Consider the following 11950-nt stretch of genomic DNA (forward strand, 5'->3'; position numbering starts at 1 on the left):
AGATGGTTGGGTGCCAAGTGAAATCGAAGCCGTGGCCGGGCTCGCGCCGGTGGACCGGATCGTGGAGTTCGTCAACACCCGTCGCGCGGACGGTGACGGGTTCGACACGCCGGAGCAGTTGACGAGCTGGTTGCACACGCACGAACTGCTTCCCACTTCCGCGGTGGCCGACGCCGACGATCGCGAGCGCGCCGTCTGGCTGCGGGAAGGTCTGCGCGCGCTACTCGCCGAGAACAATGCCGAACCCGTCACCAGCCCGCGCCCCGACGGCTTGGACCCCACGGCGCGAACCCAACTCGCAACGCTGACCGCCGCGCTACCGCTACGCCTGGACGTGACCAGCGCGCCGCCGCGTCTGGTCGCCCAACCCCGCGAACCGGTCGACCACGCACTCGCCACCCTGCTCGCCGACGTCGCAACCGCCGTCGCCGCAGGCACCTGGCCGCGCCTCAAAGCCTGCCGGGAACCGAGCTGCCGCTGGGCGTTCTACGACCACTCGCGCAACCACGGTCGCACCTGGTGCTCGATGAATGTTTGCGGCAACCGCGTCAAGGTGCGGGCCTCGCAGCGGCGGCGTGCCGGGGTTGAGCACTAGGCGGTGAGCGATGGGTAGCCGATGGGACATGAGGACGGCCCCTCTCGCACTTCCGCGCCACCATGTCCCGTTGATCATGAAGTGCCGTACTGGTTGGCTGGGTAGGTGACTGAGTACGACGTACTGCGCGTCTTCTGCGACCCCGACGGCGGACACGGCAACGAACTCGGCGTCGTCCGCGATGGGTCCGCTGTTCCCGAAGCGGCTGAGCGCCAAGCTTTCGCCAGGAAGCTGGGTTTCAGCGAGACCGTATTCGTCGACGACCCGGTGCGTGGCGCCATCGACATCTACACGCCGACCGCGCGGCTCCCCTTCGCCGGGCATCCGTGCGTGGGCGTGGCCTGGCTGCTGGACGCACCCAGCTTGGTCACGGCCGCAGGCGTAGTCGGTACCCGGTCCGACGGGGAGTTCACTTGGATCCAGGCGCCCGCCGAATGGGCGCCCCCACGCACCCTTCGCCAATACAGTTCCGCCACAGAGGTGGACGCTCTCCCGGTACCGCCGCCGGGCGAGTGGATCTACGCCTGGGCTTGGCAGGACGAGTCCGCCGGCCGGATCAGAGCCCGCGCTTTCCCTGGCCGCGGCGATGGTATCGATGAGGATGAGGCGACGGGCGCGGCGGCACTGCTGCTCACGTCGAGGCTTGGCCGACCCCTGCAGATTTCGCAGGGAAGCGGTTCACAGATCGTCACCGCACCGCGAGCGAACGGCCTCATCGAAGTGGGTGGGCGCGTCAGAAGGGCTGGGTCAGAGCCTTAATTGCGATGCACCGCCGTGTCCTGCGCGGTGCCGATGCCGATGCCGATGCCGATGCCGATGCCGCAATATACGGAAGCAAGGCGCTCGAGCGGCGCACGCAAAGCCGGACATCCGGTCGCGATCAGCTCTCCGCGCACCCGAGGCCGACCGGATTTCCAGCCGGTCTCACCGAGCGGCGAGCCACCCACCGATCCGCCGGGCGATATCGGGCGCAGTCAACCCGAGCTCCGCATGCACCTCACCCCGCGACGCATGATCCAAGAACTGCTGCGGCACACCGAGATCACGGGTCGGGATGTCCAAACCGGAGTTACGTAGGCGCGCCGACACGGTCGAGCCGATGCCACCGTGCAATCCGCCATCCTCCACCGTCACCACGAGCCGGTAATTCTCAGCAAGTTTGACCAGCGTGTCGGAAACCGGAAGCACCCACCGCGGGTCGAGCACGGTGACCGAAATCCCTTCGGCCTCCAGCAGGTCCGCGGCTTCCAGCGCCGGACCGGCGAAGGACCCGACCGCTACCAGTAGCACGTCACCGCGCACCGCCTGCACCGATCCGCCACCGTCGAGCGCGGGTTCGTCGCCGCTGCGCTCCCCGGCGGCCAGCCGCAGCACGTCGACACCGTCGAGCCGTTCGACCGCCGAGATATCTTCGGCGACACTGCCTTTCGGGAACCTGATCGCGGTGGGTCCGTCGTTGACGGCAAGCGCCTCGGCCAGTTCCTCGCGCAGCGTCGCCGCGTCACGCGGCGCCGCCACCCGGATCCCGGGAATGATGCCGAGCACGGAGAGGTCCCACATGCCGTTGTGGCTGGCGCCGTCGGGCCCGGTGATGCCGGAGCGATCCAGCACGACGGTGACCGGCTGCTTCAACAGCGCGACGTCCATCAGCAGCTGGTCGAAGGCCCGGTTGAGGAACGTCGAGTAGATCGCGACCACGGGATGCATGCCGCCGAGCGCGAGCCCGGCCGCTGAAGCCATCGCGTGCTGTTCGGCGATGCCGACGTCGAACATCCGCTCCGGGAACCGCTCGCCGAACGCCGCGAGCCCGGTCGGACCCGGCATGGCCGCGGTGATCGCGACGATGTCCTCGCGCCGTTCGGCCTGTGCGACGAGTTCCTCGGAGAACACCGCGGTCCAGCCGAGCGCCTTCGGTCCGCCCACGGGGACGCCGGTGAGCGGGTCGATCGGGTCGCAGGCGTGCATCTGGTCGGCGATGTGGTTCTCGGCGGGCGCGTAGCCATGGCCCTTCTGCGTCACCGCGTGCACCACGACGGGACCGCCGAAGTCCTTGGCCCGGCGCAGCGCCGCCTCCAGCGCGACGATGTCGTGCCCGTCGACCGGGCCGACGTACTTCATCCCGAGGTCGCTGAACAGCTCCTGCGGGCTCACCGCGTCCTTTATCCCGGCCTTCACCGCGTGCATCATCGAGTACGCGGACTCGCCGACCCGCGGGATGCTCTTCAGGATCCGCTTCCCGGTGTCGAGCGCGTGCTCGTAGGCGGGCTGGGTGCGCAGCGCGGTCAGCCGGTCGGCCAGGCCGCCGATGGTCGGCGCGTAGGAGCGGCCGTTGTCGTTGACCACGATGACGACCGGGCGGTCGGGCGCGCCCGCGATGTTGTTGAGCGCCTCCCAGCACATGCCGCCGGTGAGCGCGCCGTCACCGACCACGGCGACCACGTGCCGGTCCTGGCCGCTGAGCGCGAACGCTTTGGCCAGGCCGTCGGCGTAGGACAGCGACGCGGAGGCGTGCGAGGACTCCACCCAGTCGTGCGCGCTCTCGGCGCGGCTGGGGTAGCCGGACAGCCCGCCCCGCTTGCGTAGCGAGTCGAACTCGTCCTTGCGGCCGGTCAGGATCTTGTGCACGTAGGCCTGGTGGCCGGTGTCGAAGATCAACGGATCGGCAGGCGAGTCGAAGATCCGGTGCAAGGCGATGGTCAGTTCGACCACGCCGAGGTTCGGGCCGAGGTGCCCACCGGTCGCGGCAACCTTCTGCACGAGAAACTCGCGGATCTCCGCCGCCAGCTCACGCAGTTGCGGCGCGGTGAGCGGACGCAAATCTTCGGGCGTGTCGACCCGGGAAAGCACTCCCACCTGAACTCGCTCCCTCCGGATAGCGCATCTGATCCGATCAGTCTACGGAGCGGCGGGGAGTGCCCTCGTACGAGAACCGAACTGCCCCACCTTGCCACGACCACCACCAGCCGACATCGAACCGAAATGTGAGCCTCGGCATACGGTACTCGGCCTAGAGTGATCGTGTGGCCGAGGCCGGAGAGGCGATCGAGCGGACAATCGAACCGGGCGTCGTGTCCAGGATCGTCAACGACGTCTACCAGCTGTGCCGACCCGACGATTCCGGCTCGCTGGCCGACTACATTCCTGAACTGGCTGCCGCGCAGCCGGATTCGTTCGCGCTGTGTCTGGCCACCGCCGACGGGCGGGTCTACGGCACCGGCGACCTGGATACCTCGTTCACCATCCAGTCCATCTCCAAGCCGTTCACTTACGCGCTGGCCCTCGCCGATCGAGGCACCGCGTTCGTGGACGGGCGCATCGATGTGGAGCCGTCCGGCGAGCCGTTCAACGAGATCAGCTTGGATCCGGTGACCGAGCGGCCGCGCAATCCGATGATCAATGCGGGCGCGATCACTGCTGCGGCCTTGATCACCGGCGACGACCCGGCCGAGCGATTCGAGCGCATTCGGCGCTGTTTCTCGCGCTTCGCCGGACGTGAGCTGAGCATGAACGAGGCTGTGTACGCCTCCGAGGCGCGTACCGGCTTCCGCAATCGCGCCATCGGCTACATGCTGCGCTCGTTCGGCATCATCGACTCCGACCCGGACGAGGCGGTCGACCGCTACTTCCGGCAGTGCTCTATCGACGTGACCTGCCGGGATCTGGCGCTGATGGCGGCGACGCTGGCCAACAACGGGCGCAATCCGGTGACAGGAGAACGCGCGCTGTCGGCGGCGCTGACCGAGCGGGTGCTCAGCGTGATGACCACCTGCGGCATGTACAACGCGGCGGGCGACTGGGTGACCACGGTCGGGATGCCCGCCAAGAGCGGGGTCGGCGGCGGCATCGTCGCGGTGCTGCCCGGGCAAATCGGCATCGCCGTGTACTCGCCTCGGCTGGACGTGCACGGCAACAGTGTGCGCGGCGTCGCGGCCTGCCGGGAGCTGTCGAAGCGGCTGGAACTGCACTTTCTGCGCGTCACGCGGGCGGCGCGGACCGCGATCCGAGCCGGGTACTCGGTGGCCGAGGTGCCGTCGCGGCTGCGTCGGACGACCGACGAGATCGCCGTGCTGGCCGAGCACGGGCATCGGGCACGGGTCTACGAGCTGCACGGTGACCTGTTGTTCGCGGGTGCGGAGAGCGCGGTGCGGACCATCGAGGAGCAGGCCGGCGAGCTGGTGGCGCTGGTGGTCGATCTGCGTCGGGTCGGTGAGGTGAGCGCGATCGCGGTGCGGATGCTAGACAGTTTGGAGGCCGAACTCGCGGCCGTCGGTGTGCGGGTGGCGCTGGTCGATCCCGATGCCAAGCTCGGGCACCTGGTGTCGAGTCTGGACCCGGACGATCCGCGGGGGCGGGTATTCATCGATCGCGACACGGCGACCGAATGGTGTGAGGACATCGTGCTCGAGCGGCATCGGCCCGCGGACGAACCGGTGTGCACGTCGATCACCATCGAGGATCATTCGGCGCTCGCCGCGCTCGAACCGGATGATCGGGCGCGGTTGGCCAAGGAGTTCGAGGTGCACACCTACGCGCGCGGTGAGGTGATCGCGCGGCGTGGCAGTGCGCGGTCGGGGTTGTATCTGATCTTGGAAGGGCGAGTGCGGATCACCTTCGAGGGCAGTGACGCGCGGACGCATCGGCTGGTGAGTCTGTCGGCCGGGATGTCGTTCGGGGAGATCCCGATGCTGGTGGGGACGCCGTTCGTGAACGAGGCGCGGGCGGAGACCGGAGTACGGGTCGCGGTGCTCGGTCCCGCGCGTTTCGATCAGCTCACCTCGCAGGCGCCGCAGTTGAAGCTCGCGTTGCTGGAGCGGTTGGCGGCGGGGGCGTATGCGCAGATGGATGCGGCGGTGCGGGCGATCGCGGTGCGTGGGGGTGACTATTGAGCGGGGTCTCCGGGACGCGACAACTATCTGTCGCGGGGACGATTGCCGGCTCTGCGCCGTTGACCAGATGAAGCGAGACCGACCCGTCGACAGAGGAGCATGCCGTGAACACGAAGTCCGAGTCCGCCGGTCCGGGCACCGTCACGATTTTCGGGAGCGGCACCGCCCGCGCGACCCCGGATCTGATGCGGGTCACGATTTCTGTCGAATGCCGGGCTAGCAAAGTTGCGCTCGCGTACAGCAAGGCAGGCGATCGAGTTGCCGCCGTCACCCATTCGCTGCGCTCCGACGGTGTCGAGAGCCGGGACATCGCTACCAGCGGGTTGTCCGTGCACACCGAAACCGTGTGGACCGAAGGACAGGGCAATCGGATCACCGGGTATCTCGCGAGCACGTCGCTGACCATCTCGTTGCGCAACCTCGGTGAGGATGCCGACCCGGGTCCCGCGACGATCATCGCCAACGCCGTCGACGCGGGCGGCGACGACGTGCGGCTCGGCGGGTTGAATCTCACGTTCGCCGATCAGGAATCGCTGCTCGTCGAGGCGCGGGACGCGGCGTGGGAGAACGCTGTCGCCAAGGCGGAGCAGTTCGCACGGCGGGCGGGGCGCACGCTCGGCGCGGTGCTCGAGATCACGGAGAACACCTCCGCCGCACCGCCTTCCATTCCTCGGATCAAGGCGATGGCGGTGTCGATGGACGCCTATGGTGCCGCGCCGGTACCGGTCGAGTTGGGTGAAAGTGAGATCTCGGCGGGGATTCGCGTTACGTGGCAGATGGATTGACCATGCGTCGTCGTTTCGCGTCCGCCAACGGATCCGGGGGCGCGCCGGGGCCGACGCGAATCAGCGGTGACCGAGCCCCTTGATCAGCAGGCTCACGGTGTCGGCGCCGGCGTGTCTGTCCTTCGAAATCTCCAGGTACTCCGGCGATTCCGCCCAGGCCCGGAACGCGGGCTCGTCGGGGAACGACATCAGCACCACCTTCTCCCGGTCCGTGCTGCCCTCGATGAGCTGCGGTGACTCGTCGGCGGCGAGCAGCGTGCCGGAGTAGCGGGTGAAGATGTCGAGGAAACGCGCCTGGTACCGGTCGTAGGCTTCCCGATCGGTGAACTTCAGTTGCGCGATCACATACACGGTCATGGTTGTGACTGTAAGGCCCGAAGAACTTTCCGCATCGATGGAACCGGGCGGGCACCTACCGCGTCCGAATAGGTAAGGCAGCACGCCGTCCTAAGGATGTCGGATGATCGCTCGGCGCAACGATTTCGTTCTCTTCCTGCTCGTCGCGATCGGTGCGGCATGGGTGCTGGCGTCCGGGCCGTGGCTCGACGGTGCGGGGCTGCGGTCCGGATTGTGGCTACACACCGGTGCCGCGACGATGATGCTGTCCCCGGCGCTGGGTGTGCTCGCGGTGTGGTGGTATCGGCGGCTGTCCTGGTCGGCGCTGGTGGCGCAGAACGGATTACGGCTCGGCCCGCGACCGCGGCGGACCGTGTGGTTGCTGGTGATCGCCTGGTTCGGGACGCCGCTGATCCTGTGGCTCGCCTTCGGACTGAGCGCGCTGTTCGACGTGTACGTCTTCGAATTCTCGCGACCGGAGATAATCGCCGCCGTCATCATCGAGGCGGTCACCGTCGCCACCCTCAGCACCCTGCCGTTCGCGCTCGCCGAAGAACTCGGCTGGCGCGGCTGGCTGATGCCGCAGCTCACCGGCCGCCTCGGACTCGTCGGCGGAATCGTTGCCACCGGGGTGATCTGGGCGCTGTGGCACGCACCGCTGACGCTGCTCGGCTACAACTATCCGAACCTCGGCGCCTGGGCCGTCGTCGCCTTCATCGGATTCTGCGTGCCGTTCGGCGCCATCCTCGGTTGGCTGCGGATGCGCACCGGCAGCATCTGGCCGTGCGCCGTCGCACATGCCGCGTTCAACGGAAGTGCCGTGGTGTTCGGCCTATTCGGTTCGACTACCTATGCAGCGAACCCACTGTGGGCAGGGTATGGATTCGTCGGCTGGGGAGTACTCACGGTCATCGCCGTCGTGCTGTTCACGTGTTTCCCGGTTCGCCCGGTCACCGCCAGAACAAGATTCTTTGCGCTGGCGACACATTCGCAGCCATCGCTCGGATAAGCCATCGCCGGCCGTTGGCTCACGAATTGCGGAGGCCGTAGGTGAATTCGACAGGGCGAAGCCCGTCCGTCAGATGCCCCATCCCAGCGAAGCTTTGATCCAGCCGCGCATTGGGCGTTGATCTCACAATGCGGTGCCACGAGCCATGTTGCGGGACAACAAATCTCCGTCTGTCGCCGTGAACTCCTCTGACCAGGTGAAACATTGCCGAAAATACTATGACCGAGCTGAACTGTCGGTAACATTGTGGCTCGGAGCAGTAACTCCGAAGAATCCGCTGCCTGGGGAGGACGTGGATCTGATGACGATCGACGATGCGACATGCACGCCGCGGCGCAGGGTGCTGCGCATCGCAGTAGGTGTCGGAATGGCCGCTGTGGCCGCACCTTTGATGATCGAAAACGCTGCGCCTGCTTCGGCCACACAGCGCCTATGGCGGAGATGTTCGCGTTGCCGCGGTCTCTGGTTCTCGGGCAACGGCACCCGCGGCGGTTGCCCAGCCGGCGACATCCTCGACGGCGGCCATCATGATGATGGAACCGGCGACTACATCCTGAAGGAAGACCCGGATGGTGGACAGGGTCAAAGTCAATGGTTCTGGTGTCGGAACTGCCAGGGGCTGTGGTTCCTGGGGAATAGCAGTTTCGGGGTGTGTCCTTCACCGCATCTCCGGCCCGGTCATAACAACCTCGGCTCTGGTACTTATCGGCTGGAAGATGTGACCCATCGCGACGGGCCTGGCGGAGAAGACAAGTGGCGCTGGTGCCGGAAGTGTTCGGGCTTGTTCTATGACGGATACTCGCCGGGTGCCTCGGGTGTCTGTCCGGCCGACAAGCAGCACCACGACATCGTAGGCAGCGGTAGTTACGTTCTCCGTGACGCAGACTCGACACGTTTGCCGAGACCGCCCTACTGATCTGCTCGTGCAGACACGGGCGACGATGATGCTTCCGTAATCGGCGGAAGCCATTGGCGCGCCACTTTCCCTGCGGCAGTTGGACGGTCACCACCTATATTGAGATGTCGGTGACGGTTTGGTTGCCGGTTAGGGGTTCGTATGTCGTTCGTGCTCATCGACACACCGCGACCGCACGTCGCCCTGGTCACGCTCAATCGCCCGGATCGCATGAACGCCATGGCCTTCGATGTGATGATCCCGTTGCGCGAGGCACTGGAAGAAGTCAGCGCCGACAACGACATTCGGGTTGTGGTGCTCACCGGCGCGGGCCAAGGGTTCTGCTCCGGCGCCGATTTGCAGAGTGCGGGCAAGGTGCCCAATGTCGAGGGGCTCACCGTCACCAGCGTCGCGCGCCGGTCGATGGACCTGCTCAACGATGTGATGATCACCCTCCGACGGATGAACCAGCCCGTGATCGGCGCGATCAATGGTGCCGCCATCGGTGGCGGATTCTGCCTCAGCGTCGCCACCGACATCCGAATCGCGGCCGAGGAAGCCTACTTTCGTGCGGCAGGCATCAACAACGGCCTCACCTCCGCCGAATTGGGCATCAGTTACCTGCTGCCCCGCGCCATCGGTGCCTCCCGCGCCTTCGAGATCATGCTGTCCGGCCGCGACGTCGACGCCACCGAAGCCGAACGCATCGGCCTCGTCTCCCGCACCGTCCCCACCGCCAAACTCCTGGAAACCTGCTACGACCTGGCCGACCGCATCATCAGCTTCAGCCGCGTCGGCACCGAACTCACCAAACGCATGCTCTGGAGCGGGATGGAAGCAGGCAGCTTCGAATCCCACATGCAGCACGAAGGAACGGCCCAACTCTACGTCCGCCTCACCACCTCAAACTTCGACGAAGCCATCCGCGCCCGCCGAGACCGCCGCCCCCCTGTCTACGACGACTGACCCGCCGACACCCCCCAGCGCTCACCCCCGCCACCATGTCCCAAGCCGGCAAACACCCCGCGCCAAACGGGACATGACGACGGCCCCACCCGCACTTCACCGCCACCATGGCCCAAGGCGGCAAACACTCCCGCCGAACGGGACATGACGGCGGGACTACTCGCACTTCCCCGCCGCCATGTCCCAAGGCGGCGAACATCCCGCGCCGAACGGGACATGACGGCGAACCCGCACTTCCCCGCCGACATGGCCCAAGGCGGCGAACATCCCGTGCCGAACGGGACATGGTGGCTGAACCACTCGTCTTCTCCGCCACCATGTTCCGCAGCGTCGCCCATACCGAGCGACAACACGCGCCAGACCCAGCGTGAGAAACCTAGTCCACCTCGCAGCGCTCAGCCACCGGCAGACCGACCCGAACGGGACATGAGGCGCCCCCACTCGCACTTCCCCGCCACCATGTCCCAAGGCGGCGAACACCCCGCGCCGAACGGGACATGACGGCGGGACTACTCGCACTTCCCCGCCGACATGTCCCAAGCCAGCGAGCACGCCGTGCCGAACGGGACATGACGGCGGGACTAGTCGTTTCCGCCACCATGTCGCGAGAGGACTGGCCCAGTGTCACTGGGGAGTTGGGCGCTCCAGGAGGGCGATGCACTCGACGTGGTGGGTGCCGGGGAAGGCGTCGAAGGCGCGTAGGTCGGTGAGGTGGTAGCCGGCGGCTTGGTAGAGGCCTAGGTCTCGGGCGAAAGCGGCTGGGTCGCAGCCTATGTGGACTATTCGGAGGGGGCCGGTGGTGGTGATGGCGGTGATGACGTCCTTGCCTGCGCCGGCTCGTGGCGGGTCGAGCACGATGACGTCGGGGGATGCGCCGTCGACGCGTTCGGTGACCCAGCGTTCTACCCGTTGGGCGTGCAGGTCGACCCAGGGCAGGTCGCGCAGTGCGGCGGTGCCGTCGGCGACGGCGGGGCGGGATGATTCGACCGCGAGAACCGCGCCGGTCTGGCCTACCTGTGCGGCCAGTCGGGCGGCGAAAACACCGGCGCCACTGTACAAATCCCAGGCCAAGCCGCCGGGACGCAAGCCGGACCACTCGGCGACGAGATCCGAATAGCACTGTGCCGCACCGTGATGCGCCTGCCAGAAGCCCGTCGCGGAGACCTCCCACCGGCGCTCCGCCACATACTCGACCGACCGCCCGGTGCCGGAGATCAACCACTCCTCGCGCGCCGCATGAGTAGCCGACCGCCGAGCCGACGCACTGCGCCGCTCCCCGGCCTGCGGTGTCTCCAACCGCCCGTCGGCGTCGGACCGTTCCACACCACGCTCGTCCGCGGCTCGCGCCGCTTCGCGACGGCGTCGACCACTCCCACGCTCCCCGCCGAAGTCATTCGCGTCGGCGGTATTACGGCCGCCCGACGCATCGTCGTGGCTCCCGCCGGAATCCGGCCGACTCCCGCGCCGCGCATCACCCGCGCTCCAGACGCCACCGATCTCACCTGGGCGACGACGGTGGCTGCGGCCGGTGACACCTGGCACATCGTCACCGCGCACTTCGCTACCCGGCTTGCCGCTTGGGCGGCGACGGTTGTCCCGTTCGACTCCACCTCGCGCCTCCGCACCACGCCCGGCGTCGGCTCGGTCGTCGCGTCCGCCCGGGTTGTGCGGCTTCCGTCCACGCTCGTCGTCCCCGCGCGAGTTACCGGGTTCGGCACCGGGGCGTCGGCGATCACCGCGCTCGGCACGATCACCTCGTTCGGTGCGACCCCTGCGGTCGCGACCGCGCCCACGGCGTTCCTCACCCGGCTCGGCCCGCTGCCATTCACCAGAACGCGTCCGCCGCTCCCCCTCGACAGCGGGCGCCAACTCGATGATGTGCCGCACCCCGTCACCATCAACGGCGATCACCAAATCCGCACCGGGCGTCCACAATCGATCCGCCACCCCGTCGAGCGCCCCCGAAACCGGTTGGGGGCAGCGCAGATCCGTGATCACCTCGGTGCTGCGGTATCGATGAACCCCGGCTCGCCCCTCCGCATCGACAGCCAACCGAATCCGGGTACGCCACCCACCGGTGGTGTCACCGGCGCCGGCGATCGGTTCGACGACAACCTCCCGCTCGATCCCCGCAAGTCTGCGCAGCTGTTCGGCAACCACCGAAGCCTTCAGCGCCCGTTGAGCTTTCGGAGTGGCATAGGAGAAGTCGCAGCAGCCCGCACCACCCGGACCGGACACGGGGCAGGTGGCGGGAACGCGGTCCGGTGACGGTTCGAGGATCTCCACCGCGTCAGCGCGGCAGAACGACCCACCCCGGTCCTCGGTAACACGCACCCGCACCAGTTCACCCGGCAACCCGTGCCGAACGAACACCACCCGACCCTCATGCCTGCCCACACAGAACCCACCGTGTCCGGGCGGTCCGAGCCGGACGTCGAAAGTCGTGTCGCGCCAATCAGTCATGCCCACGCCTCGTCT

Annotated in this window: 12 protein-coding genes and 1 pseudogene; 8 read left to right on the top strand and 5 right to left on the bottom strand. The window is 67.4% G+C overall.

Annotated features, from left to right (window positions below; all coding sequences use genetic code 11):
- Positions 1-10 precede the first annotated feature (10 nt).
- A complete protein-coding gene (locus IBX18_RS43160; protein ID WP_306796381.1) occupies positions 11-595 on the top strand; it encodes a CGNR zinc finger domain-containing protein in 585 nt (194 codons plus the stop codon).
- 105 nt (positions 596-700) lie between these two features.
- The gene (locus tag IBX18_RS24260) at positions 701-1354 is read left to right on the top strand and encodes a PhzF family phenazine biosynthesis protein (protein ID WP_194835825.1); all 654 of its coding nucleotides are present in this window, start codon (positions 701-703) and stop codon (positions 1352-1354) included.
- Here the strand turns inward: IBX18_RS24260 and IBX18_RS24265 are convergent.
- Positions 1351-1491 (bottom strand): hypothetical protein, encoded by a 141-nt coding sequence (locus tag IBX18_RS24265; RefSeq protein WP_194835826.1) that lies wholly within the window; start codon positions 1489-1491, stop codon positions 1351-1353. The two genes, IBX18_RS24260 and IBX18_RS24265, sit on opposite strands and share 4 nt — an antisense overlap.
- 28 nt (positions 1492-1519) lie before the next feature.
- Complete coding sequence (gene dxs / locus IBX18_RS24270) at positions 1520-3448, bottom strand: 1-deoxy-D-xylulose-5-phosphate synthase (RefSeq protein WP_194835827.1); 1929 nt, start codon at positions 3446-3448, stop codon at positions 1520-1522.
- Positions 3449-3615: 167 nt separating this feature from the next.
- On the opposite strand from dxs, the gene glsA reads away from it, so the two are divergent.
- Both glsA and IBX18_RS24280 read left to right on the top strand, forming a co-directional pair.
- Entirely contained in the window at positions 3616-5481 is a 1866-nt protein-coding gene (glsA, locus tag IBX18_RS24275) for a glutaminase A (RefSeq protein ID WP_373889222.1), read from the top strand.
- 104 nt (positions 5482-5585) lie between these two features.
- Positions 5586-6266, top strand: coding sequence for an SIMPL domain-containing protein (locus IBX18_RS24280; RefSeq protein WP_135232190.1), 681 nt, complete (start codon positions 5586-5588; stop codon positions 6264-6266).
- 60 nt (positions 6267-6326) lie between these two features.
- Here IBX18_RS24280 and IBX18_RS24285 read toward each other — a convergent pair whose 3' ends face one another.
- The gene (locus IBX18_RS24285) at positions 6327-6623 is read right to left on the bottom strand and encodes a DUF1330 domain-containing protein (RefSeq protein WP_194835828.1); all 297 of its coding nucleotides are present in this window, start codon (positions 6621-6623) and stop codon (positions 6327-6329) included.
- A 103-nt stretch (positions 6624-6726) separates the two neighbouring features.
- On the opposite strand from IBX18_RS24285, the gene IBX18_RS24290 reads away from it, so the two are divergent.
- The 3 genes from IBX18_RS24290 (at position 6727) to IBX18_RS24300 (ending at position 9472) form a co-directional block, all read left to right on the top strand.
- Positions 6727-7611: a CPBP family intramembrane glutamic endopeptidase gene (locus IBX18_RS24290; protein WP_194835829.1), complete on the top strand. Its 885-nt coding sequence runs from the start codon at positions 6727-6729 to the stop codon at positions 7609-7611.
- Positions 7612-7912: 301 nt separating this feature from the next.
- Complete coding sequence (locus IBX18_RS24295; protein ID WP_194835830.1) at positions 7913-8527, top strand: hypothetical protein; 615 nt, start codon at positions 7913-7915, stop codon at positions 8525-8527.
- 141 nt (positions 8528-8668) lie between these two features.
- Positions 8669-9472 (top strand): enoyl-CoA hydratase, encoded by an 804-nt coding sequence (locus tag IBX18_RS24300; RefSeq protein ID WP_194835831.1) that lies wholly within the window; start codon positions 8669-8671, stop codon positions 9470-9472.
- Positions 9473-10096: 624 nt separating this feature from the next.
- Here IBX18_RS24300 and IBX18_RS43165 read toward each other — a convergent pair.
- Positions 10097-10795, bottom strand: a complete 699-nt coding sequence (locus IBX18_RS43165; RefSeq protein WP_306796400.1) for a hypothetical protein — start codon at positions 10793-10795, stop codon at positions 10097-10099.
- A 108-nt stretch (positions 10796-10903) separates the two neighbouring features.
- Between IBX18_RS43165 and IBX18_RS43465 the strand changes: the two genes are divergently transcribed.
- Positions 10904-11740 carry a hypothetical protein gene (locus IBX18_RS43465; RefSeq protein ID WP_373889225.1) on the top strand — a complete coding sequence of 279 codons (837 nt, stop codon included), beginning with the start codon at positions 10904-10906 and terminating at the stop codon, positions 11738-11740.
- A gap of 99 nt (positions 11741-11839) precedes the next feature.
- On the opposite strand, the pseudogene IBX18_RS43470 reads toward IBX18_RS43465, so the two are convergent.
- Positions 11840-11935: pseudogene (locus tag IBX18_RS43470) on the bottom strand (hypothetical protein); the annotation flags it as partial.
- Positions 11936-11950 lie beyond the last annotated feature (15 nt).

This window comes from Nocardia sp. XZ_19_369 (assembly GCF_015355715.1).
GTDB lineage: Bacteria > Actinomycetota > Actinomycetes > Mycobacteriales > Mycobacteriaceae > Nocardia.